The organism is Pseudomonas versuta, from assembly GCF_001294575.1.
GTDB lineage: Bacteria > Pseudomonadota > Gammaproteobacteria > Pseudomonadales > Pseudomonadaceae > Aquipseudomonas > Aquipseudomonas versuta.
In genome coordinates, this window is record NZ_CP012676.1 from 1,495,317 (window position 1) to 1,519,857 (window position 24,541).

Below are 24,541 nucleotides of genomic sequence, written 5' to 3' on the forward strand. Positions count from 1 at the left end.
CATACGCCAGCTTTCAATGCGTGGCGGTGTTCACCCAGACCGAAACGCACAGGCCGGTTTTATTGATCTCATCCGCAAACCCCAATTCAACCCGGGCGCCACTGCGCTGCGCGATTTCCCTGACGATTGAAAGTCCCAGGCCAGATCCCGTCTCGCCTGAGCCCAGGCAGCGATAGAACGGATCAAACACCCGGGCGTATTCGTCAACACTGATGCCCGGGCCGCAATCCTTGATCTGCAGGCGGGCAGTGCCTTGCTCAAGCGTCACCCAGAGATCGATTTTTCCGCCCTCGGGGCTGTAGCGGATCGCGTTATCCACCAGGTTTTTAACCAGGGTGAAGCCGTCCATCGGGTTAATCAGGACCTGCACGTCCTCACCTTCAACCCCGATGTCCAGATGTTTGCGCTCGGCCAGCGGCAGTAAGTCTTCCAGTACTTGTCGATAGATGTCGTGCACTGAAACGGTGGCCTGTGGACGCTGCGCAGCAGATTGCGCGGCGGCCAGGCTCAAGAGTTGGTCGATCAGTTTTCTGCTGCGCTCAATGCCCCGGGACAACGCCAGCAGACGTTCACGGGCCGCGGCCGACATGTCTGCCGTAGCCAGTCGTTCGGCTTGCAGTGACAGTGCGGTCGTGGGTGAGCGCAGTTCATGGGCAGCATCTGCGACGAAGCGGCGCTGGCTGTCCACAGACTGCGCCACCCGCCCCAGCAAGCGATTGATGGCTACCACAAACGGGCGGATTTCAGTGGGCAGATGCTGTTCGTCAACCGGGTACAGTTCCTGCTCGGCACGTCGGTCGACTTCTGCGGCAAGGCTGGCGATGGGGCGAAACAGCTTGCGCACCAGGTCGCCGATCACCAGCAGCAGGACCGGAAATAAAATCAAAAATGGCAACAAACTGCGCCAAGCACTCTCCCGGGCGTCCTTGTCACGGGCACTGACTTCCTGAGCCACGGCAATGCGCTCGCCATGGACAGTAGTCCTGACCAGTACCCGAAAGGCTTCGCCACCGATCTGCAGCGTCGACAGGCCATCGACCAGATCAGTGGGTAAAGGCAACGGGATAACCTCATCAGTGTTGCCCGTGGCATTTTTGCCATCGGCCAGGTATTGAATGATCAGTCGGGACTCTTCGTCATCACCCTCGATGCGCTGGCCTTCGGGGTACTGCAAGGTCATCTGCTGGCGATCGAACAGGACTGCCACCTGATGCAAGGTATCGTCCTGAAGCTCATGGGCTTCGTCGAAAGCTGATACGAAGGCAAAAATACCGGCGAGCACCGCCACCAATAAAATCGCCAGCGACAGGGCAACCGATAATCTGAGCTGAACCGACTCGCTCAAACGTTTTTTGAAACCATCCATCCCATTCCCCTGACGTTCTTGATCACTTGGCTTCCCAACTTGCGGCGCAAGGCGTGAATCAAAAACTCGACGGCATTGCTTTCCACCTCATTGCCCCAGCCGTAGAGACGGTCTTCAAGCTCGCTGCGAGAAAGGATCGCCCCGGGATGAATCAATAATGCTTGCAGCAGGGCGAATTCCCGGCTGGTCAGGGCGATTGCAGTTTGCTCCCCGGTGCTGGCCTCTTTGGACAGCAGATCCAGCGATACCACACCGTTACTCAGCAAGGGCAGAGCGTTACCGCCCTTGCGGCGCAGTACGGCACGCATTCGTGCCAGCAGTTCGGCCATGTCGAAAGGCTTTAGCAGATAGTCATCGGCGCCGCCGTCCAGACCGCGCAGGCGGTCATCGAGACTGTCCCTGGCGGTAATGATGAGCAGGGGCACCGGGTTGTTGCGCGCCCGGATACGGCTCAGTACTTGCAGTCCGTCCTTGCCGGGCAGGCCCAGATCCAGCAGCACCAGGTCGTAGTGTTGGGTGTCCAGCGCACTCAGGGCACTCAGGCCGTCCTGCACCCAGTCGGCGGCATAGCTGGCATCGGTGAGTACGCCCTGGATTGCATCACCAATCATGGAATCATCTTCGACCAGCAATATGCGCATGTCCGGCTCCAGAAAATACAGACGCAACGGTCATGGCCGTCGCGTCTGTATTGAAGCACCTGCGCAGCGGTTTGTCCGTGTTAGCCGCGCATCGAATCAAAGGCCTTAAGCAGATTATCCATGGCCGCCTTGCAGTCGCCAGGGTTCGGGGTGCTGGCGCGCAAGGCATCCAGTGCGTGGTCAATTGCCTTGTCCAGCACATGCCAGTCACCTGCTGCGCGTGGCTTGATGCCGGCCTCGGCGGAATCCCAGCTGGTTTCGAGATCCTTGATCCGGGTTTTGGCGCCGGGTAGATCATTGTTGTCGACGTGTGCGGCAACGTCTGCGGCGATGCTGCGAAACTCGGACAGATCACCCAGTTTCGAGGCCGCATGGCCCTGAGTGCTGGCTGAACCCGGTGCGACATTAGCGGGTTTGTCAGCCGTTTTTGAGCAGCCGGTGGCGATGCCCAGTAAAAAAATAGCCGAAATAATGGCGGTGTGACGGATGAAGTTTTTAACCGGTTGCATACGGATGTCCTTGATTGACGGGTAAGGGCTTATTGAGTGACAGCTTTGCGGTTGTCGACACTGATTTGCGCGGCAGCCACCAGCAGCACGATCACGCAGAGGAACATGGCGCTGGTCCAGGTGGCACCCAGGCCCAGGCCGCCGTAGGTCTTGGCCTGGGTCAGCAAATCGCCCAGAGAGGCGCCGAATGGCCGGGTCAGAATGTAGGCGATCCAGAAGGTCGGTACTGCATTGGCACCCATGCGCCAGGCCATCAGGGTGGCGGCGATCAGCGCTGCGAAGATCACCGCGCCAAGGGTGAAGCCCAGGCCCAGGGCTTCGGTCGCCAGATCGCCTGCAGCCGTACCGAGGGCAAAGGTGCAGAGCACCGTTGCCCAGTAAAAAATCTCGCGCCGGGGAGTGACGATGTCGCGAATCGACAGGCTGTGTTCCGTGCGGTACCAGAGCGCAAAGTTGGCCGCCAGTAACACTGAAAACAGCGCGGTACTGGTGTACAGGCTGACATCCAGCTGATCGGTGAGAATATCGGTGATCTGGGTTCCTGTAATGCTCACCAGAACCACGGTCAACCAGTAAATCCAGGGGGTGTAGGCCTTGGTGCGCAATTGGAAGAACAATGCGATACCCAGCAGAGCGGCCATGCCGATGCTGGTCCAGGTGGCGCCAAAGCCGGCATCCACGGCGAGATAATCGGCGCCGGTTTCGCCAACGGTGGTGGACATTATCTTGATCACCCAGAATGACAGCGTCACCTCGGGCACTTTGCTCAGCCAACGGGCTGCTGTGGCATTCATCTGAATCACCTGTGCTGTATGGCGCCGCGGTTGGCGCAGGGCACAAGGTACGAGACAAAACTTAGCGCTGACTGAGCAACAACTAACCCTGTAGGAGCGAGCTGGCTCGCGAGCTCTTCGTTGCCGGGTTGAAAAGATCGCGAGACAAGCTCGCTCCTACAGTCGAGGAAGGAGTTATCCGGCCTTCAGGTTATTACCGATCTGCCACACATACAGCGGCTCGGTCCCGTTGATTTTCCAGTCGCCGACAATCCGTGCCTTGTAGATCCACGGGTTGTGCGAAGCGGCGGTGCGGGCGTTGCGCCAGTGACGGTCCAGGGACTTGCTGACGCTGACACCCGAGGCGCCCAAGGCATTGAACAGGTCGCTGGCCGCTCGCAGAATCAGCTCTGAGATCACCACCTGAGCCTTTGCTGTTTCGATTTCAGCATCGATATTGGCCTGGCGCTCGAGCGCTTCATCATTGCCAAACCGCGCGACATAAGCCCGCTGCAGCGGCAAGGCGCAGCGCAGGGTCGCGGCTTCGGCAGCGTACACCTGGGCGGATATCTGCCCCACCACCTGCTGGATTTGCGCGTCACCCCGGGCAGTGTCGGCATTGCCATGGCTGAACACCCGTTTGCGCTCGCGTATCTCTTGCGTCACATCGCGTTCTATCGCACGGCCGATTCCGGCCAGCACGGCCAGGAGTACCAGCTGGTAAAAGGCGGTCTGGTACTTGAAGCGGGTTTCGAAGGGGATCACGTGTTCGGCGGTCAACGGCACGTCGACATACACCGAGGTGCCGCTGCCGGTGGTGCGCTGGCCAAAACCGTCCCAGTCATCGCTGTGGGTGACGCCGGGGTGGCGGGCATCCACTACGGCGATAACATCAGCGCCGTTATCCGAGCGCCGGGCATACACATCAATCCAGTCGGCGAAGATACTGCCGGTGCTGTAGTACTTGGCGCCGTTAAGCACAAAGCCGGCGGCCTGCGGGCTGACTTTGGTGATGACTTCGCCCAGCTTGACCGAGCCCACTTCAGTCCAGCCATTACCCACCAGCTCGCCTGCCACGAAACGTGCGAACCAGGCATCCCGGGCCGGACCTGGCGGTGCATTGAGACGATCTTCGACAAAGGCAAAGTGGGCACGCAGTGCTTGAGGGATATTGGAGTCAGCTTCGGCCAGCTCGATCAGCAGCTCAAACAACTGGGTCACCGAAGCACCGGCGCCGCCGTACTCGACCGGTACCCGTACCGCGCCAAAACCGGCCTGCTTGAGTATCTGGATGGATTCACGGGGCAGGTCACGGCCCTGTTCGCGCTCGACGTTGCCGGCGGCGATTTGCCGAAACAGCGGGCGGAAGCGATTGGCCAGGGTTTCGTAGTCGGTGCCTACGGACAGAGGTGAGGTGGTCATGGCAGTACTCCTGAAGAAAATGATTCCTGCCAGGGGGATTGCATAGTCTGTGCCGTTTGCCCGGGCCTTTAAAAACACGGTATGTGCATAGCGAACTGCCCGCCAGCCAACAGCGCTGCCACAACCTGTACGCAAATCGCACAGCCCAAACCTGTGGCCGCTGACGAGGCTGCGTGCGGCAGCGAAGCTGTCGTTGACCCTGGCACCAGGTTTACCAGATCCATTGAGTGCCCAGGTTTGCGACTGCTTCGCAGGCGATCGCAGCCTCGTGCCTCGTCAGCGACTACAAGGCAGGTGTTGCCGGGGCAACAGTTGCCCGGATAACAGTGATTTTCTAAGGGTATTAAAAACCGGCACGCCCTGTGCAATAGCCTCCTGGTGATTTTCATTGTCTTAACGGCGTTGCAACGCCGCAGTTCCAGGAGTAACCCGATGTCCCGCGAAATCCGTCTCAACGCTTTTGACATGAACTGTGTCGGCCACCAGTCGCCCGGCCTGTGGGCGCATCCCCGAGACCGTTCGTGGCAGTACAAGGACCTCGAATACTGGACCGATCTGGCGAAAATCCTCGAGCGTGGCAAGTTCGACGGGCTGTTTATCGCCGATGTGCTGGGCATCTATGACGTTTACCGCGGCAACGGTGATGCGGCTATCCGCCAGGGCGCGCAGGTGCCGGTCAATGATCCGTTGCAGCTGATCCCGCCGATGGCTCTGGTGACCGAGCACCTGGGGTTCGGCCTGACCGCCTCACTGTCGTTCGAGCATCCCTATCCGTTCGCCCGGCGCCTGTCGACCCTGGACCACCTGACCAAGGGCCGTGCCGGCTGGAACATAGTGACCTCCTATCTGGAAAGCGGCGCCAAGAACATCGGCCAGCAAGCCCTGACCGAACACGATGCGCGCTACGACTATGCCGAGGAGTACCTCGAGGTTTGCTACAAGCTGTGGGAGGGCAGCTGGGAGGAGGGTGCCATCTTGCGCGATCGCGAACGGCGGGTATTCAGCGACCCGAGCAAGATTCATGAAATCCGCCATGTCGGCAAACACTTCCAGGTGCCGGGGATTCACTTGTGCGAACCCTCGCCACAGCGCACGCCGCTGCTGTATCAGGCCGGCGCTTCGAGTCGCGGCCGTCAGTTCGCCGCCGAGCAGGCGGAGTGCGTATTTGTCGCCGCGCCGTCCAAGGTCTTGCTGAAGAAAACCGTCAGCGATATTCGTCGGCGTGCAGCCGAGGCGGGCCGTGATCCGGCAAAAATTCTGATCTTCAACCTGCAGACGGTCATCCTCGGTGAAACCGATGCGCTGGCCAAAGCCAAGTTTGAAGAATACAAAAGCTATGTCAGCTACGAAGGCGCGATGGCCTTGATCTCGGGCTGGACCGGCATCGATTTCAGCCAGTTCAAGCCTGATGATCCGCTTAAAAACGTGCCCACCAATGCGATCAAATCAGCGGTGGAAACCTTCTCGACAGCTGATCCGAACACCATCTGGACCCCCAACGCGCTGGCCGACTGGGTCGGTATCGGCGGCTTTGGTCCGCTGTTCGTCGGCGGCCCTGAAACCGTAGCCGACCTGCTTGAAGAATGGGTCGAGGAAACCGGAGTCGACGGCTTCAACCTGGCCTACGCGGTGACCCACGAAACCTTTATCGACGCTGTGGAGTTGCTGGTCCCGGAGTTGCAAAAACGCGGTGTGTACAAGAAGGAGTACGCCACGGGCACCTTGCGCGAGAAGCTGTTTGGCGAAGGCCCGCGCCTGGCCGACGGGCATCCGGGTGCGGCGTACCGCAACCTTGGCGAATTGAATCGCGCGCAACAAAAAGAGCGCGCCTGAGCCCCAGCGCTGGACACCACAGGATCAGCAGCAGATCCTGCCGGTCGCACTGTATAAATCCAAAAGCGAGTGAATATCATGAGCGAGCCACAAGCCGGACAGGCAACCCCTGCCATCCGCGAGGCCGATATGTTGATTGTTGGCGGTGGCCTGAGCGGCACCCTGTTGGCCATGCAACTGCTGCGCCTGCCGGGTGCCCGGCGCATCGTGCTGGTTGAACCCAGGCCTGAACTGGGACGCGGCGAGGCCTACAGCGCCACGCAACTTGGGCATACCCTCAATGGCAACGCGGCGCGCATGAGCGTCGAGCCCGACGACCCGGACGACCTGACCCGCTGGCTTGCGGCGCACATCTCTGACGGCGGCTGGCCCCAGGCCGATAAACAGCTTGTGCCGGTTGCCGAGCTGTTCCCGCCACGGGGGCTGTTCGGGCTGTATGCCCAGCAGCGCCTGGCGCAAGCACTGCAAATCGGTACCGCGGCAGGTTCAACCCTGACCCACGTCCGTGATGCGGTTGTGGACCTGCAAACCCATGAACAGGGGGTCACAGTGACCCTTGGCGACGGCGGCCAATGGCAAGCCGCTGCAGCCGTGCTGGCCACTGGGATGTTCCCGGCCGCCCGTACTGCCCAGCGCCAGTCCAGCGGGCTGAATGCGGCGGCGCTGGACCCTTGGGATGTTGAAGCCTTGCGAGGCCTGGCAGTGGATGCGCGGGTGCTGATCATCGGCTCCGGGCTGACCATGGTCGACGCCCTGGAGTCCTTGCATCAGGCCGGGCATCGCGGGCCGATCCAGGTCTACTCGCGCCACGGGCTATTGCCGCAGGTTCGACGCCAGCCGCCGGTTTGGGAAGACTTTCTGACCCTGTCACCACAGCTGCGCAGCCCCCTGCAATTGTTCCGTGAACTGCGCCGCCAATGTCGCCTGGCACAAGCCCGGGGTATCGACTGGCAAGCTCCGCTGGATACGGTGCGGGTGCATATAGGCCGGCTCTGGAGCCAGGCCAGCGATGCGCAGCGGCGCCAGTTTGTGCGTCACGTACGGCCCTGGTGGGAAAGTCATCACCACCGCTCGCCGCCCCAGGGCAATGCGTTACTGGAACGCCTGCTCAGCGAAGGCCGTCTGACGATTACGGCGGCCTCCCTGCAAGGGGTGGATGCGGCGGGTGGTCGGCCACGGATTCGTCTGCGCTACCGGGGGCAGGCTGAATCGGTATGGATCGAAGGTGATGGGCTGATCAACTCCACCGGCATCGAGTACGACTGGCGCCGGGTGGACAAACCATTACCGGTACAGCTGCTGCGACGTGGGCTGGTGCAGCCCGGAAATCTGGGGTTGGGGATTGCCGCCGATGCTTCAGGTGCAGTGCTGGATGCCGCCTCGCAGCCTGCGCCACGGCTGTTTGCCATGGGCCCGCCATTGCGCGGAATGTGGTGGGAGAGCACTGCCGTGACCGACGTTGCCCTGCAGGCCAAGGCCCTGGCAGAGCGGTTGGCCAGGCTGGTTTGAACAAGCGATATAGCAGGAGCGAGCTTCTCAAGAAGGCCGCGTTCACTCGGTCATCGATACAGGCTCGATAAAAAGCTCGCGAGGCAAGCTCGCTCCTACAGGGGGGCGGGCAGCAGGGCGTTATCTGTAGGAGCGAGCTTGTCTCGCGGGCTTCTCAAGGTTGAAGGTTACAGAACCTGTGGGGGCCGGGTTATTCGGCCAGCGACGGTTTCTGCCAGAGGTTGATCCCGCCTTCCTGGGCAAAACGGTCGATTTCGGCCAGTTCCAGTTCGCTGAAGCTCAGGTTCTGCAAGGCGGCGACGTTCTCGATGATTTGCTCCGGGCGGCTGGCACCGATCAGCGCTGAAGTGACCCGCGGGTCGCGCAATGTCCAGGCCAGCGCCATCTGGGCCAGGCTTTGACCTCGGCGCTTGGCAATCTCGTTCAGTGCACGCACATGGGCGATATTGGCGTCGGACAGATGCGAGGCTTGCAGCGACCCACCCCCGGACGATTGACCCGTGCATCGGCCGGCACCCCGTTGAGGTACTTGTCGGTCAACAGGCCCTGAGCCAGGGGAGTAAAGGCAATCACGCCGGTGCCCAGCTCCTCGGTGGTGTCCAGCAGGTCCTTTTCAACCCAACGATTGAGCAGGTTGTACGCCGGCTGGTGGATCAGCAACGGTACTTTCCACTCTTTGAGCAAGGCCGCCATCTCGCGGGTTTTTACCCCGGAATACGACGAGATCCCGATGTACAGCGCCTTGCCCTGTTGCACGGCGGTGGCCAGGGCGCTGGCGGTTTCTTCCAGTGGCGTGTCGGGGTCAAAGCGGTGCGAGTAGAAAATGTCGACATAGTCCAGACCCAGGCGCTGCAGGCTCTGATCCAGGCTCGCCAGTACGTACTTGCGCGAACCGCCACCCTGGCCGTAGGGGCCTGGCCACATGTCCCATCCGGCTTTGCTGGAGATAATCAGTTCGTCGCGGTGGTGCTTGAAGTCTTCGCGCAGCAAACGGCCGAAGTTGATCTCGGCGCTGCCGTAGGGCGGGCCGTAGTTGTTGGCCAGGTCAAAGTGGTTGATGCCCAGGTCGAAGGCCGTGCGCAACAACGCGCGCTGGGTGTCGATCGGCGTACTGTCGCCAAAGTTGTGCCACAGGCCCAGAGACAGTGCTGGCAGCAGCAGCCCGCTGCGACCTGTACGGCGATAAGGGATGGAATCGTAGCGGTTTTGGGCAGCGATATAAGTCATCGAATCCTCATGGGGCAGGTGTTTGGACAGGTCAGATGCACAGGTTTAGCATTCTTTCGCTTTGCGGTGTGTCATTGGTGCGGCGTTTGTTGACCGCCAGTTCACCGATGTTGATCAGCCGGGTGCGGGTGACGTTGCGGCTCAGGCCCAGCAGGTTGGCGGTGTGGACCTGATTGTAGTGACAGAACCGGTAGGCCGCGCGGAACAGCACGTCTTCGACTTTTTCGTGCAGGGCTCCAGGCTGTTCTTCAAACAGTTGCTGGAAAGCACGCTCCAACAGGCCCTCGGTAGAGTTGTCAGTGGCCGTGGCGTCTTCTTGGCGTTCGATGCGCATGTTGGACAGTCGCAGGTCATCGCTCTGGATCAGGCCATCGCGGCAGATCAGCAGTGTGTGGTGGATCACGTTCTCCAGTTCGCGGATGTTGCCTGGCCAGCCATAGGCCTGCAGCTTGTTTTCCGCTGCCGGGCTCAGGCGGACTTCGCCATAGCCCAGGCGCTTGCTGTAGGCCTCGATAAAGTGCCGGATCAGCGGCAGGATGTCGCCGGGCCGCTCGCGCAACGGGCTGAGTTCAAGGTTTACCACGTCCAGGCGATAGAACAGGTCCTCGCGAAAATGCCCGGCATTGATCGCCTTTTCCAGCTGCACGTTGGTGGCCGCCAGTACCCGCACATCGATGGGGATGCTTTTGCGCGACCCCAGGCGCACCACCTCGCGCTCCTGCAGTACGCGCAGCAGCTTGACCTGGATGGCCATCGGCAAATCACCGATTTCATCGAGAAACAGGGTGCCGCCGTTAGCTTCTTCGAACCAGCCGGCCTTGGCACTGAGTGCGCCGGTGAAGGCGCCTTTCTCGTGGCCAAACAGCTCGGCTTCTACCAGTGATTCTGAGAACGCGCCGCAGTTGACCGCAATAAACGGACGGTTACGCCGTGCGCTCAAATTATGAATATGGCGGGCGACCAGTTCTTTGCCGGTGCCGGTTTCGCCAATGATCAGCACGCTGGCTTCACTGGGTGCGACCTGCTGCAAATGCGCCAGCAAAGCCTTGGATTTCGGATCTTCGAACACTTGCGCGGTGGCGCGGATCGACGTGGCCAGGGCGGGTGAGGGCGGTAGCGTCAAAAGCTGCATAGGCATCTCTAGGAATAGAAAGTGGGAGTCGGCAGGTTCTGGTTCAGTGCCCAGTCGCCCAATTCTTGAAGCTTGTAATCCAGCGGGTCATGCAGGCTTTGGGTGCGCAGGTTGCGCCAGTGTCGGTCCAGACCGACTGCGGTGTGCGTGGCACGGGCTCCCGTGACTTCAAACACTTTGCTACACACCTCCAGGCCGTGGCGGTTGGCGGCGACTTTGGCGGTGGCGATAGCCACTGCCACCTGGCCGCGCTCAGCGCTGCTGAGTCTCGAACCCTTGGCCCAGGCTTTGTCCAGCAGGCCTGCGGCATGCTCGACCAGTAGCCGGGCACTTTCCAGGCCAACCCAGAAGTCGCCGTAGTGCCCCAGTACGTAAGGGTCCTGATGGTTCTGGGTGGCGCCGGATTTAAACCACGGGCGGGTTTCGGTGAGGGTGTACTGGCGCGCCTCTTCGAACGCGCCCTGGGCGATGCCGAGAAAAATATTGGCGAAATGCAGCTGTGCAATCAAAGGCCGCAGGCAGGCGAACGGCGTGCTCAACGGACCCGGATCGAGCAGCAAGTCGGACTCTTCGACCCTTACCCGCTCGAAGGTTGCGCTGCCGCTGTCGGTCTGGCGCTGGCCCATGTTGTCCCAGTCATCGTGCAAGGTAATGCCGGTCCGACTGCTGGGAATGGCGGCAATCAACAGCTTGCCGCCGGCGCTTTCATCCACCGCCGAGGCGATCAGCATTTGTGAATCGCTGGCCCCGGAACAGAAACTTTTTTTGCCGGAAAATTCGCGCCAGCCAGCGAAGTTACGCACGGTGGTGCGGGTGTCCAGGGGGTTGAGGGCGTTGCCCCAGAACCAGTTTTTGCGTGCTGTGAGCTCGAACCAGGGCTGCCATTGCTCGGGGCGTGCGAACAACCTGACAGTGGCGAGCATCAAGTGATGAAAGCCGAATACGTGGGCAATGGAACTGTCGACGCGGGCAAACTCGCGCACCACCTCAAAGGTTTCACGCCAGCTGGCCCCCAGCCCGCCGAACTGGACGGGAATGCTCAAGGCCAGCAGGCCGCTGGCACGCAGGGCATCGCGTTGTGCAATTGGCGTACCGCCGCGCTCGTCACGTTCGACTGCGCTGTGAGCGAATTCGCTGGCCAGCTCCCGGGCAGTTTGCAGCGGTGAAAGAGCTGCGTCTTGTAGATGGGCTGTCACGGGTTATGGCCTCCATTTCAAATAATCCTGCCCCAGTGTTTCTGTAGGAGCGAGCTTGCTCGCGAGCTGTTTGGGGCAGTTTGATATCTGCGGCGCTGCTTTGAAGAGCTCGCGAGCAAGCTCGCTCCTACATAACAACTTCGTTCCTACAGTTGGTTCGATCCAGGGCTGGCCTCATGCCTTGGCGGGCAGGACGTCGTTGGCGATCATTTCGCCAAACGGGCCCGTCAGGTTGGTGATGCCGCGTCCAGCCAGGCTGGCGTAGGGCTCGGGCAACAAGGGGAAGACCAGTTCGGCAAAACGGTAGGCCTCTTCCAGATGCGGGTAGCCGGAAAAGATGAAGCTCTCGATGCCCAGGTCTGCGTACTCCTTGATCCGTGCCGCCACTTGTTGCGGGTCGCCCACCAGCGCTGTGCCGGCGCCGCCACGAACCAGGCCGACACCGGCCCACAGGTTGGGGGCGATTTGCAGGTTGTCGCGGCGTCCGTCGTGCAGTGCCGCCATGCGGCGCTGGCCTTCAGAGTCAAAACGCGAGAAGGATTTTTGTGCGGCCGCAATGGTTTCGTCGCTGATGTGCTCGATCAGTTTGTCTGCCGCAGCCCAGGCCTCCTGTTCAGTTTCGCGCACGATTACATGCAGGCGGATACCGAAGCGTACAGTACGGCCCTGGCGGGCTGCGCGCTCGCGCACATCGGCCAGCTTCTCGGCCACGGCCGCCGGTGGCTCGCCCCAGGTCAGGTACACATCGACCTGCTCGGCAGCCAGATCATGGGCCGCTTCGGAAGAGCCGCCAAAGTACAGCGGCGGATAAGGTTTCTGCACGGGCGGGTACAGCGCCTTGGCGTTCTGAACCCGCAGGTGCTTGCCTTCGAAGTCCACGGCTTCGCCTTGCAGGACCCGGCGCCAGATTTTCAGAAATTCGTCGGTGACTTCATAACGTTCGCTGTGATCGAGGAAGCTGCCGTCGCCACGGTTCTCATCGGGGTCGCCGCCGGTCACCACATTGATCAGCAGGCGCCCGCCGGACAGTCGGTCCAAGGTAGCGGCCATGCGCGCCGAGACCGTCGGCGAAATAATCCCCGGACGGATGGCCACCAGATAGCGTAAACGCTCGGTCAGTGGCACCAGTGCCGAGGCGATCACCCACGAGTCCTCGCACGAGCGGCCGGTGGGGATCAGGACGCCGTGGTAGCCCAGATCGTCGGCCGCCTGGGCGACCTGTTTCAGGTAATTGAGAGTGACCGGGCGGGCCCCCTGGGTCGTACCCAGGTAATGGCCGTCGCCGTGGGTGGGAAGAAACCAGAACACATCCATGACAGAGTCCTTAAGCGGTTTTAAGCAGGTGTTTGGCAGACACGCCGAACAGGGGCGCGGCACGTTCTGCAGCAAGGCGGATGCGAGTCTTCAGGGGCTCACTGGTTATCTGGTAGTTGGCAAAGTCGGATTCGACGGCATACACCCCGATCGGCAGGGTCAACGCCTGAAAGAAACCGAACAGCGGACGCAGCTGATGTTCAAGCACCAGGGCATGACGTTCACTGCCGCCGGTGGCGGCGAGCAATACCGGGGTATCGATCAGGCCGTTGATGTCCACCAGGTCGAACAGGTGCTTGAGCAGACCCGGGTAGGAGCCGCGATAAACCGGAGTGGCAACGATCAGCAGGTCGGCGTTTTCGATGGCCTGGATTTGTGCTTCGACCTCAGCACCCAGCTCCGCGCGTGACAGGGCACCGCCTAATTGCCGGGCGATATCGCCCAGCTCGATCAAGTGACTCTCGATGCAGAGCCGGGTTTGCAGCTCGTCGAGAATCGCCTGGGCCAGAACCAGAGTGCGTGAAGGGCTGAAGGCTCCTCCAGAAACGACAACGACTTGCAGGGCGTGAGACATGATTGAATCCTTTGGCTGTTGTTCAGCGGACTGTGGACAGGTAATACCCTTGAGCAAACTCCGTACCAACAGGCCAAACCCCTGAATACAGGGGCTGAGCAGGCGCTTGCTGTTGTCGTGGCAGGTATTTGCTGATCCGCTGTTGCTGTGGCAACAGTTGCTGTAGCAACACCAACGGCTGGATCCGGACATAAACATTGGCCATAACTGTCCCCTTTTGGCCTGTCTCCCACTGTGCTGGGCCAGGGCTGTCGGCAAGAATCAAAAGCACCCGCCCTATAACAAGAAAGTTTGCCCAGCTTGCCCTTGGCCATTTGCAGGCCGCTGCCGTGTACAGAACATAAAAACTATCGATCTCACGCCAACTTCGGGGAACTCACGCATGCACACAATCAAACGCTTACTGGGGGCCGGCCTCTGCGGGCTGACCCTGCTGGCCAGTGCCGTACAGGCCGAACAGCGCGAATTGCGGGTGTACAACTGGGCGGACTACATCCTGCCGAATGTACCCAAGGACTTCGCCAAACAAACCGGGATCAAGGTGATCTGGGACACCTTTGATACCAACGAGTCCCTGGAGGCCAAACTGCTGACTGGCAACTCGGGGTATGACCTGGTGGTGCCGTCCAATCAGTTTCTCGACACTCAGATCAAGGCCGGTGTGTTTCAGAAACTGGATAAATCCAAACTGCCCAACTGGCAGCATCAAGACCCGGCCTTGCTCAAGCTGTTGCAAACCAACGACCCCGGCAACCAGTACGCAGTGCCCTACATGTACGGCACCGTGCTGATCGGTTTCAACCCGGCCAAGGTCAAGGCCGCGCTGGGTGACAACGCACCGGTAGACAGCTGGGACCTGGTGTTCAAGCCCGAGAACATGGAGAAACTGAAGTCCTGCGGCGTGGCCATGCTCGACTCACCCTCGGAGATCTTGCCACTGGCCCTGCATTATCTGGGGCTGGACCCGAACAGCCAGAACCCGGCCGACTATGAAAAAGCCAAGGAACTGATGTTGAAAGTTCGTCCTTACATCACCTATTTCAACTCGGCCAAGTACATGACCGACATTGCCAACGGTGACATCTGCGTGGCCATCGGTTATTCCGGCAGCTTCTACCAGTTCGGCAACCGGGCCAAAGAGTCGGGCAATGGCGTAGTGGTTGACTGGCGCTTGCCTAAAGAAGGCGCGCCCATCTGGTTTGATACCTTTGCCATCCCTAAAAGCGCGAAGAATGTCGCCGAGGCCCATGAGTTTCTCAACACCCTGCTGGACCCCAAGGTCATTGCCCCGATCAGCGACTTTCTCGGTTATCCCAACGCCAACAAAGATTCGCTGCCTTTGATCAGCAAGGACATTACCGGTAACCCGGACCTGACCCCGACCAGCGAGGCCCTGAAAAACCTCTATGTGGTGCAGCCGCTGCCGCAGAAACTCGAGCGTGTACGCACACGGGCCTGGACCAGTATCAAGTCGGACAAATAAAGGCCCGGATCTGCCTTCATACCCCCTTCGGGGTAGTGAATGGAGGGTATCGTCAAGTGTTGCCCGGGTTCCTACACTGGGCGCACTTTACTGACGATAGCGAGAGCAGAACGATGCGTATCCGTGAGCTTGGCGTAACCATTGGCTCGGGCACCCCGGGCCTTTACAACGCAATTACCGATGTACCGGGTGTGCGAGTCGGGCATCACACGCTGAATGTCGAAACCGCCGAAACTTCCATCCATACCGGTGTCACCGTGATCGAACCGCGTGCCGGTGCGGCGCATTTGCAGCCGTGTTTTGCCGGGGTCCATGTGTTGAACGGCAACGGTGACGCAACCGGTCTGGAGTGGATTCGCGAAGCCGGTTTGCTGACCACGCCCATTGCCTATACCAACACCCACAGCGTCGGTGTCGTGCGCGATGCGCTGGTGGCCGCCGAACGTGAAATGGGCAAGAAGCATACGTATTGGTGCATGCCTGTGGTGCTGGAAACCTACGACGGCACCTTGAATGACATCTGGGGCCAGCACGTGCGCGCCGAGCATGTGCAACTGGCGCTGCAGGATGCAACTTGCGGCCCTGTTCAGGAGGGCAATGTGGGTGGCGGTACGGGCATGATTTGCCACGAATTCAAGGGCGGTATTGGCACCTCTTCGCGGGTGCTGACGGCGGAGCAGGGCGGCTGGACCGTTGGCGCCCTGGTACAGGCCAACTACGGGGTGCGTGAAGCGCTGCGGGTGGCGGGGTATCCGGTCGGCAGAGTGCTGGATGATGTGCCGTCACCGTTCAAGGGCGAGGTCAATGTCGGCGAGCCGGGCATGGGTTCAATCGTGATCACCATCGCGACCGATGCGCCTTTGTTACCGCATCAATGCACCCGGCTGGCACAGCGGGCCAGCGTGGGTCTGGCGCGGGTGGGCGGGGGCACCGAGGATTCCAGCGGCGATATTTTTCTGGCCTTTTCGGTGGGCAACAGCAATTTGCCGGCTGCCAATTTTGGGCACCCCGGGGCACCGACTACCGGGTTGCACATGGTCAATAACGATTACATCTCGCCGCTGTTCGTGGCTGCCGCAGACGCGGTGGAGGAGGCCATTCTCAATGCCATGCTGGCTGCCACAGACCTCAAGGGCTGTGCCAGCCAGGCTTTTTCACTCAAGCCCGAGCGTCTGCTTGACGCCCTGGCCAAAGTAGGCTGGCAGCCCTGAGCCCCCAGTAGTGATGATTCGCTGGCCGGGCGGGTGGGCAGGTAGACCTGTAGGAGCGAGCTTGCTCGCGATGGCAGCGGCGCGGTGTACCAGGCCAATCCCGGTGTGTGCATCGCTGGCAAGCCAGCTCCCACAGAGGCGTGTCAGAGGTTCGGCAGCTGGCCGATGCGCGCCATCATTTCGGTCACGATCTGCAAGTCGAGCATGAACTGGTTCACTGTCTTGAACTCGTTGTCGTTGTGACCAGTGTATTTGACGCCCGGCATCGCCAGGCCGAATTGCACACCATTGGGCAGTTCATGGACCGAGGTTGCCCCCGAGGACGCGCCGAACTTGTGCTCCATGCCCAGGTTTTCGGTGGCCACCGCCAGCAGCGCCTTGACCCATTCGCCTTCAGGGTTGCGGTACATCGGCTCGGCAATGGAGGTCTCGAGGGTCAGCGGGATATGGTTGCTCTTGCTCCACTGGGTGAGTTTTTCGGTGATCTTGGCTTTTAGCGCCTCAGGGGATTCACCCTTGGGCACGCGCAGGTTGACTGCGAGTTTGAAGCGGTTGTCGTCCATCCCGACATAGGTCAGAGATGTGGTCAGCGGCCCCATGAAGTCATCGGAGAAACCGATCCCCAACTTGCCACCCAGATAATCCAGGCCCCAGTTGTCGGCTGCATAACGGGCCGCGTCAGTGATGTGGTTGTGCTTGAGCGCCACCTGACCTTCGAGGCTGTTGATGAAGTCCAGCATGCGCGCCACCGGGTTCACCCCGGAGTCGGGTTTGGAGGAGTGGGCGGAAACACCGGTCACGGTCAGCACCACGTCCTTGCCCACCACATTGGCGCTCACCTGGAAGTTGTCACCGTTGCGCTTGACGTATTCAGTGCCGGCTTTTTGCAGGCTGGCAGCCAGCTCGGCAGGCTTGTCAGTGACAAAGGTGGCGACTGATGTCGAGGGGATCTGGTTGGTGGCAAGGCCGCCGGTCAGCGAGGTGATTTCTGCGCCCTGGCCTTCAGCTTGGCGCCGTGCAAAGTTGGCCATCACCGTGCCGTAGCCTTTCTCGGCAATGACCACCGGGTAGCCGCCATCCAGCGCCAGGTTGTAGTTGGGCGTAGGGTTGCGTTCGAAGTAGTAAGGAATGGCGTCGCCGCTGGTTTCTTCGGTGGTGTCCACCAGTAGCTTGAAATTGCGCGCCAGTGGCAGATTTTCTTCCTTGATCACCTTCATCGCGTACAGAGTGACCACGATGCCGTTCTTGTCATCTTCGGTGCCGCGCCCGTACATGCGGTCGCCGATCAGGGTGACTTTGAACGGGTCAAGCCGGGTGCCGTCTTTCAACACCCAATTCTGCGGACTCACGGGCACTACGTCGGCATGGGCGTGGATACCTACTACTTCATCGCCTTTGCCTTCGAGGGAAATTTCGTAGACCCGGTCATCGACGTTGCGATAGTTCAGGTTGAAGGCCTTGGCCAGGTCCCTGATCTTGTCGCCGATTTTGATGAATTCAGGGTTCTTGTAGGTGGGGACACCCTCCACGTTTACGGTGGGGATGGCCACCAGTTCGATCAGGGTCTGGGTGGCCGCGCTGCCGTACTTGATCCGGGTATACAGGCCCAGCAGGCGATAGATCTCGTTCTGCTGGTCGGTGGACAAGGTTTTGTTGTCGAGAAAGGCATTGATCGCAGGGCCCAGGTCATCGGTTTTAGCCAGATCGCTCTTGGCCAGGCTACTCAGGAATTGCCTGAAATCCTTAACCGATTTATCACTGAAGGACTTGAGAATGATCTCGCTCTGTTGCGGGGTGATATTGGCCAGAGCTGGCGCAGTGAACGCTGTGAGGCTGGCCATCATCAGGGTTGCTGCGGCCAGTTGCTTGAGTGAAAAATCCATTGTGCAAGGCATTCCTTTGCTGGTGAGTGAGAGTCAGAAGCGGATGAATGTAACAAAACATCTCGCCGAGTTGGCGGAAAAATAGGTTGGGTGGATGGCCACCTGTAGTCGCTGCCGAAGGCTGCGATCTGGCGCGCAGCGCCAGCATCGACATGCTGTCTCAGGCTTTGCCCGCTGCAGGCATCGCGAGGCAAGCTCGCTCCTACAGTGGTTCCTGCGCCTGCAAGAACAGGGAAAACAGTTCCGACTGGGACTTGATCCCCAGCTTGCCGTACATGTGTTTGCGATGCACTTTCACGGTCTCGGCAGAGATAGCCAGTTTGCGGGCGATCTCCTTGTTCGAGCAGCCACTGAGCAACAGCCGTCCCACCTCCATCTCCCGGGCAGTCAGGGGCGAGCTCAACTGCGCAGTGGCTGCTTCCAGGCGGTCCTGCCAGTTAGGCGCAAGCTCCGGCGATTCACCGGGTTCGCGTTCAAACAGCAGGCGTTGGCGCATCAGCGCCGCGACCCACGGCCGCACCAGCCCCAGCAGGGCGGTCTGCTCCAGGCTGAATCGGCACTGACTGCCCAGGGACAGGCTCAGGGTGCGCTCGTTGTCCAGTTGCAGGTTGATATGTACTTCGTCGGTGACGATGTTGAGGCGGAAATAACGCTGGTAGTAGTCGGTCTGCTCAAAGCATTCCGGGGCCACGTCCTGCAGGCGGAACAACCCGCTTTGCAGAGACTCGCGGTTGGCGATGTAGAACGGGTCCAGCAGGTACAGGCCCTTGAGGTAGTCCTGGAACAGCGGGTCCACAGCACCGTCTTCACCGGGGGATTCGGCCAGCACCCGGGGCTTGCCGGCGCCGTAAATCAGCACCACCCAGTTGTCCACGGGCACGTAGTTGGCAAGCAAGCGCACCAGCGCGGTCCAGAAATGGGGGCGGTCGAGGGTTTCGATAATGCGGCCCATCGCGTCATGCCAGGCCACATCCTGCAGTGTCAGACTCATCTTTCTACCTAGTGGGGGTTACCCCATCGATGTCATTTATTGGCGCGATAGCGCGTTCCATACTCGGCTCATCCCCCGTGCAAGGATCAGAGATGAAGATTGAACTGATGCAACTGGCAGGCCGTGACGGCGACACCGCTTATAACCTGACGCGTACCCTCAATGCCATCGCCACTTGTGATGCCGACACCGAGCTGCTGGTGTTCCCCGAGACGCATCTGACCGGCTTTGTCGGCGCCGGTGAGCTGGCGCGCGTTGCTGAACCCTTGCATGGCCCGAGCCTGCAAAAGGTCTTGCAGGCCGTGCGCGAACGCGATGTTTCGGTGGTTGTGGGCATAGCTGAAAAGCATGACGGTAGTTACTACAACACCTCGGTGCTGGTGACCCCCGAGGGCATTGCGCTGGCTTATCGCAAGACGCACCTGTGGCCAACCGAACGCGGGGATTTTGCCCCGGCGATCGGTTGGCCACAGTGTCATGGCGCGGGATTCGCATCGGCCTGCTGATTTGCTACGACATCGAGTTTCCGGAAACCAGCCGTGCGCTGGCGCAACTGGGGGTTGATCTGATTATCGTCACCAACGGCAACATGGACCCCTACGGTCCGGTACATCGTACTGCGATCATGGCGCGGGCCCAGGAGAACCAGGCCTTTGCCGTGATGGTCAATCGCGTCGGGGCAGGGGATGACGGCCTGGTATTTGCCGGCGCCAGTACAGTGGTCGATCCGTTTGGCCGGGTGTTGTTTGAGGCCGGGCGCGAAGAGCTGCGTCAGGGGGTGGCGCTGGAGCTGGATCAGCTCAAGGCTGCCCGCCGTGATTACGACTATCTCCAGGACCGCCGTCTGTTGCTTGCCGGCGAACAGATCGACCACGCAGACGGGCGCCGCGAGCTGTTGACTGGAGTCGCAGGATGAAGACCAAGTGCAGCGTTAAATGGGCCCTGGCGACTTTGTTGAGTGTGGGGCTGGCCCAGGTGCAGGCGGCTGATACCCGGGTGCATGTCTACAACTGGTACGACTTTATCGCCCCGGATGCGATGAAGAATTTCCAGGCCGAAACCGGCATCGGATCGGTGTATGACGTATTCGACAGCAGCGATGTCATGCAGAGCAAACTCATGGTGGGGGGCAGCGGTTACGACGTGGTGGTTGCCAGCAACGATGTGCTGCCCAACCTGATAAAAGCCGGGGTGCTGAAGGCGCTGGACCGCTCGCAGTTGCCCAACCTGCCACACCTTGACCCGGCCATCCTGGCGAAGATGCAAAACAATGACCCCGGCAACCGCTATGCGGTGCCGTATCTGTGGGGCACCACGGGCATTGGTTATGACGCGGACAAGGTCAGGGCGATTCTCGGACCTGACGCTGCGGTTGATTCCTGGGACCTGATCTTCAAGGAAGAAAACATCAGCAAGCTGAGCCAGTGCGGCGTGGCCATGCTCGATGCCTCCGGCGATATTATTTCCATTGCCCTGCATTACCTTGGGCTGCCTCAAAACAGCAGCAACCCCCAGGATTACCAGAAGGCCGAGGCATTGTTGCTCAAGGTGCGGCCGTATATTCGCTACTTTGACTCGTCCCGGTTTATCACCGACCTGGCCAATGGCAATGTCTGCGTGGTGGTGGGTTGGGCAGGCGGGGTGCAGGACGCGAAGACCGCGTCGCAAGTGGCTGGCAATGGTCGCACCATTCGCTACAGCATCCCCCGCGAAGGGGCGCCGATCTGGATCGAGAACATGGTGTTGCTCAATGATGCGCCCAACCCGCAACAAGGGCTGGCGTTTATCAATTACATGCTGCGCCCCGAAGTGATCGCACAGACCTCTAACCACCTCAAATACCCCAATGGCAACCTGGATGCCAAGGAGCTGGTGGACAAAAACATTCGCGATGACACTGATATTTACCCGACCGAAGCGGTGATGGCGACCTTGTTCCCGCTGCAGCCCCTGGCACTCAAACTGGAGCGTATCCGCACCCGGTTATGGAGCAAGGTGAAAAGCGGGACCTGAGCGCCAGCCTGTAGTCGCTGACGAGGCACGAGGCTGCGATGGGCTGCGCAGCAGACCCGCAGATTGAAGGCCCTGCGTTCCTTATCGCAGCCTCGTGCCTCGTCAGCGACTACAGGCGGCGGTGCGTGCGGCGACCTGCCGGGCCCTGGGCATTGCCGGCAGTACGGCTTCTTGCAGGGTGCGCGCCTCGGGATGCTCGAAATGCATCCCTGGCGTCACTTCCCGGTCCTCCACCAGCATGCCGTCGGCCAATACCACTACCCGCTGGCAAAAGCGCCGGACCAGGCTCAGATCATGGGTGATCAGCAAGAACCCGGTCCCGGATTCGCGCCGCACGTCTGTCAGCAAGTCGAGAATTTGCACCTGCAGCACCCGGTCAAGGTTGGACAGTGCTTCGTCGAGAATTATCAACTGCGGGCCAACCGCCATGGCTCTGGCGATCCCGGCTCTTTGCAGTTGTCCGCCACTGAGTTGCGCGGGCAGTTTGTCGATGTCACCCGGCTCGAGTTTGACCTGCTGCAACAGTTGCCCGACCCGGGCCTGGCACGCCTCGCTGTCCATGCCTGACAGGTGGCGCAACGGTTCGGCGATGCTCCAGCCAATGCTGCGCTGGGGGTTGAAGGCACTGAGGGCATCCTGAAAGACCATCTGCACCTTCTGCAAAAATTGTGGGCTGGTGCCCTGCAAGGCCTGGCCGTTGAAGTGGATGCTGCCCTGGTCGGGTGTTTCCAGGCCCATCAGCAGGCGGGCGAGGGTGCTTTTGCCGCTGCCGCTGCCCCCCAGCAGACCCAGGTTCTGGCCCTCGGGCAGGTCCAGATTCAGTTGGTTGAGCACCTGGACCCGATGCCGTTTGCTGAACATTCCGCCAGCGGTGTAGCCGTGGCTGAGGTTGCGTACCTGGATAAAACTCATGCTGGGCAGTTCTCCATCGTCAACGAGTGATGCGCGGCAAGCAGAGTGCGCGCCTCCTGGCTCTGTGGGGCATGGAACAGGGTGTGCACATCGGCCTGCTCGACGATCCGGCCGTGGGCCATCACCGTTACCTGATCGGCGCAGCGGGCCACGACCCCCATGTCATGGGTGATCAGCAGCACCCCGAGATGACGCTGTGCAACCAGTCGTTCAAGCAGGTCCAGAAAGCGCGCCTGAGCCACTACGTCGAGATCGCTGGTGGGTTCGTCGGCCAGCAGGAAGCGGCTGTCGGCGAGCAGCGCCAGGGCAATCATCATCCGTTGCAACATGCCGCCGCTGAGCTGGAAGGCAAATGAGTCGAGCACTCGCTGGCCGTCAAACAGCCCGACCTCGAGAAGGGTGGCGTGGATCAGTCGCTCGGCTTCGGCTCCCTGTATGGATCGCGCCTGCAGGGTTTCCAGAGCGTGCTGGCGCAGGGAGCGGACCGGGTTGAAAGCACTGCGCGGGTTTTGCAGCACCAGTGCCACTTCGCGTCCGCGCAGGCTGGCGGCTTCTACCCTTTGCCCGTCCAGCAACAGGCTGGCGCCGCTGCTGTGCACGCCGGGCGGCAGCAGGTCGAGGATGCCAAGGCAGGTCAGGGATTTGCCCGAGCCGCTGGCCCCGACCAGGGCATGCACCTCGCCGGCCTTGAGGGTCAGGTCGGCCCTGTCGACCAGGGTACGTTGCCGGTGCTTGAGGGTCAGGTCGCGTATTGCCAGGGTATGTTTCATTCCTTGATCTCCGCCAGCACGCTGGGGTCAAGCCGGTCGCGCAGTGCGTCGCCCAGCAGGTTGAAGGCCATGACCGAGATGAAAATCATCAGCCCGGGCCACAGCAACAGCTGCGGCTGGGTCCAGATAAATTCCTTGGCGTCATTGATCATCACGCCCCATTCGGGAGTCGGCGGGCTGACGCCCAGCCCCAGGAAGGACAGGCCCGAGACGTGCAGCATCATGTGGCCGATATCCATCGAGGCCAGGACCAGCAATTGCCCTACGACGTTGGGCATTACGTGCTGGCGCAGGCGGGTGAGGCGCGAAGCCCCGGCCAGCCGTGAAGCCAGTACATAGTCGCGGTTACGCTGGGCCAGCACCATGCCGCGCACCATGCGTGCATACCAGGCCCAGTGCGACAGGGCGATGGCAATGATCACGTTGGTCAGGCCGGTGCCCAGCAGCGCAATCAGGAAGAACGCCAGCACCAGCGTCGGGAAGGTCAGGAACATGTCGCACAGGCGCATCAGGAACATGTCGACCTTGCCGCCGACAATCCCGGCAATCCCGCCAATCACCACGCCCATGATCAGTACCAGGCCCAGCACCAGAACCACGCTGCCCAACGACAGCTGCGTGCCGACGATCAAGCGTGACAGCACGTCGCGCCCCAGATGGTCGGTGCCCAGCCAGTGGCTGGCGCTGGCGGGCAGCAGGCGCTGATCCAGACTCACCAGCGTCGAGTCGTAAGGGGCAATCCAGGGCCCGAACAGCGCCATCAACATCAGCAGGCCGACCAGTAGATAGCCGACCCGCATCCCGTGTTTTTTGCCGGTGAAGGCCATGGCTGACGTGCTCATGCCATCACCCCCGACAGACGCGTACGTGGATCGAGCCAGGCGTAGCAGATGTCCACCACCAGATTGCACAGTACCAGCAGAGTGGTGAGCAGCAGGGTGAAGCACTGCATCACCGGGAAATCGCGGTTGAGCACGGCACTGACCGCAAAGCGCCCGACGCCGGGCCAGGCGAAGATGGTTTCGATCACTAATGCCCCTCCCAACAGTTCGCCGATATGCATGCCGGTGGCGGTCACCAGCGGCATCCAGGCATTGCGCAGGATATGGTCGCGCCACACCCGCCGTTCGCTCAGGCCACGGGCCCGGGCGTAGAACACATGCCGGTGCTGGCGCACATCGAGCAGGCTGGCACGCAGCAGGCGGGCGTTGATCGACATCGACATCAGGGCGATGGCCAGGACCGGCATCAGCAAGTGCTGCGGCCCGCCACGCCCCATCGGCGGCAACCAGCCCAGCCACAGGGAGAACAGGGCGATCAGCAAAAAGGCCAGCCAGAAGTTGGGCATCGAGACGCCGATAAAGGTGATGAAACGCACCACCTGATCCGGCCATCGGCCTTTCCAGCGCGCGGCAGCCAGGCCCAGCGGGATGCTCATGACCAGGGTGGTGAGCAGCGCCAGGCCACCCAGTTGCAGAGTGGCCGGCAGGTAATACAGCAGGTCATCCAGCACCGGGCGGCCGGTGATGTAGGAGGTGCCGAAATCCAGATGCAGGGCATTCCACAGCCAGCTGATGTATTGCTCGGGCAGGGGGCGATCCAGCCCCAAAGCCCGGCGTGCCTCTGCCAGGGCGATGTCGGTCGGCGGGATCTGCGACAGGCGCAGATAGTCCAGGGCCGGGTCGCCATTGCCCAGGTGCAGGAGGATGAACACGATCAGCGACACCCCCAGGAGCACCGGGATCAGCAGTACCAGACGCAAAATGATATAGCGCAGCATGG

The 24,541-nt window shown here is 60.8% G+C and carries 20 protein-coding genes and 2 pseudogenes; 6 read left to right on the top strand and 16 right to left on the bottom strand.

The features are described from left to right. Positions 1-13: 13 nt before the first annotated feature. From AOC04_RS06725 to AOC04_RS06745, 5 genes are all read right to left on the bottom strand, one after another. A complete protein-coding gene (locus AOC04_RS06725) occupies positions 14-1,366 on the bottom strand; it encodes an ATP-binding protein (protein ID WP_060691754.1) in 1,353 nt (450 codons plus the stop codon). Beyond that, a complete protein-coding gene (locus tag AOC04_RS06730) occupies positions 1,342-2,007 on the bottom strand; it encodes a response regulator transcription factor (protein WP_060691756.1) in 666 nt (221 codons plus the stop codon). The genes AOC04_RS06725 and AOC04_RS06730 overlap by 25 nt, the downstream gene beginning before the upstream one ends. An 80-nt stretch (positions 2,008-2,087) precedes the next feature. Next, positions 2,088-2,516, bottom strand: a complete 429-nt coding sequence (locus AOC04_RS06735; RefSeq protein ID WP_060691757.1) for a hypothetical protein — start codon at positions 2,514-2,516, stop codon at positions 2,088-2,090. Between the two features lie 29 nt (positions 2,517-2,545). Continuing rightward, positions 2,546-3,310, bottom strand: a complete 765-nt coding sequence (locus AOC04_RS06740) for a COG4705 family protein (protein WP_060691759.1) — start codon at positions 3,308-3,310, stop codon at positions 2,546-2,548. Between the two features lie 174 nt (positions 3,311-3,484). Next, on the bottom strand, positions 3,485-4,711 hold the full coding sequence (locus AOC04_RS06745; protein WP_060691761.1) for an acyl-CoA dehydrogenase family protein: 1,227 nt from the start codon (positions 4,709-4,711) through the stop codon (positions 3,485-3,487). A 432-nt stretch (positions 4,712-5,143) separates the two neighbouring features. Here AOC04_RS06745 and AOC04_RS06750 point away from each other — a divergent pair, with 432 nt between their 5' ends. Beyond that, positions 5,144-6,544, top strand: a complete 1,401-nt coding sequence (locus AOC04_RS06750; RefSeq protein WP_060691764.1) for an LLM class flavin-dependent oxidoreductase — start codon at positions 5,144-5,146, stop codon at positions 6,542-6,544. A gap of 78 nt (positions 6,545-6,622) precedes the next feature. Further along, positions 6,623-8,053 carry an FAD/NAD(P)-binding protein gene (locus AOC04_RS06755; protein ID WP_060691766.1) on the top strand — a complete coding sequence of 477 codons (1,431 nt, stop codon included), beginning with the start codon at positions 6,623-6,625 and terminating at the stop codon, positions 8,051-8,053. A 190-nt stretch (positions 8,054-8,243) separates the two neighbouring features. Here AOC04_RS06755 and mgrA read toward each other — a convergent pair. From mgrA to msuE, 5 genes and pseudogenes are all read right to left on the bottom strand, one after another. Next, positions 8,244-9,280 (bottom strand): annotated as a pseudogene (gene mgrA, locus AOC04_RS06760) (L-glyceraldehyde 3-phosphate reductase). 31 nt (positions 9,281-9,311) lie between these two features. Further along, the gene (locus tag AOC04_RS06765) at positions 9,312-10,412 is read right to left on the bottom strand and encodes a sigma-54 interaction domain-containing protein (protein WP_060691768.1); all 1,101 of its coding nucleotides are present in this window, start codon (positions 10,410-10,412) and stop codon (positions 9,312-9,314) included. A gap of 8 nt (positions 10,413-10,420) precedes the next feature. Beyond that, positions 10,421-11,608 (bottom strand): acyl-CoA dehydrogenase family protein, encoded by a 1,188-nt coding sequence (locus AOC04_RS06770; protein ID WP_060691770.1) that lies wholly within the window; start codon positions 11,606-11,608, stop codon positions 10,421-10,423. Between the two features lie 174 nt (positions 11,609-11,782). Further along, the gene (ssuD, locus tag AOC04_RS06775; RefSeq protein WP_060691772.1) at positions 11,783-12,922 is read right to left on the bottom strand and encodes an FMNH2-dependent alkanesulfonate monooxygenase; all 1,140 of its coding nucleotides are present in this window, start codon (positions 12,920-12,922) and stop codon (positions 11,783-11,785) included. A 10-nt stretch (positions 12,923-12,932) separates the two neighbouring features. Then, the gene (gene msuE, locus AOC04_RS06780; protein WP_060691774.1) at positions 12,933-13,496 is read right to left on the bottom strand and encodes an FMN reductase; all 564 of its coding nucleotides are present in this window, start codon (positions 13,494-13,496) and stop codon (positions 12,933-12,935) included. Positions 13,497-13,878: 382 nt separating this feature from the next. Between msuE and AOC04_RS06790 the strand changes: the two genes are divergently transcribed. Further along, a complete protein-coding gene (locus AOC04_RS06790; protein ID WP_060691778.1) occupies positions 13,879-14,979 on the top strand; it encodes a polyamine ABC transporter substrate-binding protein in 1,101 nt (366 codons plus the stop codon). 113 nt (positions 14,980-15,092) lie between these two features. Next, positions 15,093-16,190 (top strand): DmpA family aminopeptidase, encoded by a 1,098-nt coding sequence (locus AOC04_RS06795; RefSeq protein ID WP_060691780.1) that lies wholly within the window; start codon positions 15,093-15,095, stop codon positions 16,188-16,190. 143 nt (positions 16,191-16,333) lie between these two features. On the opposite strand, the gene AOC04_RS06800 is transcribed toward AOC04_RS06795, so the two are convergent. Together AOC04_RS06800 and AOC04_RS06805 are read right to left on the bottom strand one after the other, a co-directional pair. Next, positions 16,334-18,073, bottom strand: coding sequence for a dipeptidase (locus AOC04_RS06800; RefSeq protein ID WP_060691781.1), 1,740 nt, complete (start codon positions 18,071-18,073; stop codon positions 16,334-16,336). 202 nt (positions 18,074-18,275) lie between these two features. After that, positions 18,276-19,064, bottom strand: coding sequence for a helix-turn-helix transcriptional regulator (locus AOC04_RS06805; RefSeq protein WP_060691783.1), 789 nt, complete (start codon positions 19,062-19,064; stop codon positions 18,276-18,278). 92 nt (positions 19,065-19,156) lie between these two features. Here AOC04_RS06805 and AOC04_RS06810 point away from each other — a divergent pair. Together AOC04_RS06810 and AOC04_RS06815 are read left to right on the top strand one after the other, a co-directional pair. Then, positions 19,157-19,980, top strand: a pseudogene (locus AOC04_RS06810) (carbon-nitrogen hydrolase family protein). Continuing rightward, complete coding sequence (locus AOC04_RS06815) at positions 19,977-21,077, top strand: polyamine ABC transporter substrate-binding protein (RefSeq protein ID WP_060691785.1); 1,101 nt, start codon at positions 19,977-19,979, stop codon at positions 21,075-21,077. Before AOC04_RS06810 ends, AOC04_RS06815 begins: the two are co-directional and overlap by 4 nt. Positions 21,078-21,179: 102 nt before the next feature. Here the strand turns inward: AOC04_RS06815 and AOC04_RS06820 are convergent, their stop codons facing one another. The 4 genes from AOC04_RS06820 to nikB are packed head-to-tail and all read right to left on the bottom strand — an operon-like array spanning position 21,180 to position 24,539. Continuing rightward, on the bottom strand, positions 21,180-21,989 hold the full coding sequence (locus tag AOC04_RS06820; RefSeq protein ID WP_060691787.1) for an ATP-binding cassette domain-containing protein: 810 nt from the start codon (positions 21,987-21,989) through the stop codon (positions 21,180-21,182). Beyond that, positions 21,986-22,759, bottom strand: coding sequence for an ATP-binding cassette domain-containing protein (locus AOC04_RS06825; protein ID WP_060691789.1), 774 nt, complete (start codon positions 22,757-22,759; stop codon positions 21,986-21,988). Before AOC04_RS06825 ends, AOC04_RS06820 begins: the two co-directional genes overlap by 4 nt. Next, a complete protein-coding gene (nikC, locus tag AOC04_RS06830; RefSeq protein WP_060691791.1) occupies positions 22,756-23,601 on the bottom strand; it encodes a nickel ABC transporter permease subunit NikC in 846 nt (281 codons plus the stop codon). Before nikC ends, AOC04_RS06825 begins: the two co-directional genes overlap by 4 nt. Next, the gene (gene nikB / locus AOC04_RS06835; protein WP_060691793.1) at positions 23,598-24,539 is read right to left on the bottom strand and encodes a nickel ABC transporter permease subunit NikB; all 942 of its coding nucleotides are present in this window, start codon (positions 24,537-24,539) and stop codon (positions 23,598-23,600) included. Before nikB ends, nikC begins: the two co-directional genes overlap by 4 nt. Positions 24,540-24,541: the final 2 nt, after the last annotated feature.

Excerpts from the sequence above, each read along its gene's own strand:
- AOC04_RS06725 (WP_060691754.1), bottom strand. The coding sequence starts at position 1,366 with ATGGATGGTTTCAAAAAACGTTTGAGCGAGTCGGTTCAGCTCAGATTA.
- AOC04_RS06730 (WP_060691756.1), bottom strand. The coding sequence starts at position 2,007 with ATGCGCATATTGCTGGTCGAAGATGATTCCATGATTGGTGATGCAATC.
- AOC04_RS06735 (WP_060691757.1), bottom strand. The coding sequence starts at position 2,516 with ATGCAACCGGTTAAAAACTTCATCCGTCACACCGCCATTATTTCGGCT.
- AOC04_RS06740 (WP_060691759.1), bottom strand. The coding sequence starts at position 3,310 with ATGAATGCCACAGCAGCCCGTTGGCTGAGCAAAGTGCCCGAGGTGACG.
- AOC04_RS06745 (WP_060691761.1), bottom strand. The coding sequence starts at position 4,711 with ATGACCACCTCACCTCTGTCCGTAGGCACCGACTACGAAACCCTGGCC.
- AOC04_RS06750 (WP_060691764.1), top strand. The coding sequence starts at position 5,144 with ATGTCCCGCGAAATCCGTCTCAACGCTTTTGACATGAACTGTGTCGGC.
- AOC04_RS06755 (WP_060691766.1), top strand. The coding sequence starts at position 6,623 with ATGAGCGAGCCACAAGCCGGACAGGCAACCCCTGCCATCCGCGAGGCC.
- AOC04_RS06765 (WP_060691768.1), bottom strand. The coding sequence starts at position 10,412 with ATGCAGCTTTTGACGCTACCGCCCTCACCCGCCCTGGCCACGTCGATC.
- ssuD (WP_060691772.1), bottom strand. The coding sequence starts at position 12,922 with ATGGATGTGTTCTGGTTTCTTCCCACCCACGGCGACGGCCATTACCTG.
- msuE (WP_060691774.1), bottom strand. The coding sequence starts at position 13,496 with ATGTCTCACGCCCTGCAAGTCGTTGTCGTTTCTGGAGGAGCCTTCAGC.
- AOC04_RS06790 (WP_060691778.1), top strand. The coding sequence starts at position 13,879 with ATGCACACAATCAAACGCTTACTGGGGGCCGGCCTCTGCGGGCTGACC.
- AOC04_RS06795 (WP_060691780.1), top strand. The coding sequence starts at position 15,093 with ATGCGTATCCGTGAGCTTGGCGTAACCATTGGCTCGGGCACCCCGGGC.
- AOC04_RS06800 (WP_060691781.1), bottom strand. The coding sequence starts at position 18,073 with ATGGATTTTTCACTCAAGCAACTGGCCGCAGCAACCCTGATGATGGCC.
- AOC04_RS06805 (WP_060691783.1), bottom strand. The coding sequence starts at position 19,064 with ATGAGTCTGACACTGCAGGATGTGGCCTGGCATGACGCGATGGGCCGC.
- AOC04_RS06815 (WP_060691785.1), top strand. The coding sequence starts at position 19,977 with ATGAAGACCAAGTGCAGCGTTAAATGGGCCCTGGCGACTTTGTTGAGT.
- AOC04_RS06820 (WP_060691787.1), bottom strand. The coding sequence starts at position 21,989 with ATGAGTTTTATCCAGGTACGCAACCTCAGCCACGGCTACACCGCTGGC.
- AOC04_RS06825 (WP_060691789.1), bottom strand. The coding sequence starts at position 22,759 with ATGAAACATACCCTGGCAATACGCGACCTGACCCTCAAGCACCGGCAA.
- nikC (WP_060691791.1), bottom strand. The coding sequence starts at position 23,601 with ATGAGCACGTCAGCCATGGCCTTCACCGGCAAAAAACACGGGATGCGG.
- nikB (WP_060691793.1), bottom strand. The coding sequence starts at position 24,539 with ATGCTGCGCTATATCATTTTGCGTCTGGTACTGCTGATCCCGGTGCTC.